Source organism: Thermococcus sp. M36, assembly GCF_012027355.1.
Lineage (GTDB): Archaea > Methanobacteriota_B > Thermococci > Thermococcales > Thermococcaceae > Thermococcus.
Genome location: NZ_SNUH01000073.1, coordinates 1 through 559, shown reverse-complemented (window position 1 = coordinate 559; position 559 = coordinate 1). Strand labels below are relative to the sequence as shown.

The window sequence follows — 559 nt, the reverse complement described above, 5'->3', positions numbered from 1 at the left end:
TTGTTGGCAATTTATACTTCAGGTTTAACTACGAGTATCATTCTTTCAAGCGATTTTGGTGAAACCTGGAGTGTATTTGCAAATAATGTAGACTCTTATTATGGGCTATTTACTTTCCAAAATATTAATGCTGACGTTTATGCATATTTTCAATCGCAAATTTGGAAAGTGACATTAAATGGAAACAACTTAAATTTTGTTGAACTTGATAATGATGGTTTACAGACAAATCAAATTACAGGTATTAATAAAGTTGGCAAGAATGCATTTGTTACAACAACGTCTGGCCTTTTTTATCGTGACACATCATCATTTAATACACCCAAAAAATAGTATTATTCTTAGCCTCTGCTGGTCGCCTGACCAACATTTCAAATTACTTCCTACAATCTCAAAATGAATAGTAATTTTTACCCCAATTACAAATTACTAATTCCTAATTATTTTACAATCCTCACTTCACTAATCGCACTGAAAGAATATTTATGATTGGTTTTTAATTCAACGGCTTCAAAGCGTTTTCTTCGCTTCTCTCCTTTCTTAAACACCCTGCCGTCAT

At 32.2% G+C, this 559-nt stretch carries 1 protein-coding gene; it reads left to right on the top strand.

What is annotated here, in order from left to right:
* Positions 1-333: hypothetical protein (locus E3E36_RS11380; RefSeq protein ID WP_206203630.1), on the top strand; the 333-nt coding region annotated here is incomplete at its 5' end.
* Between the last annotated feature and the right edge of the window lie 226 nt (positions 334-559).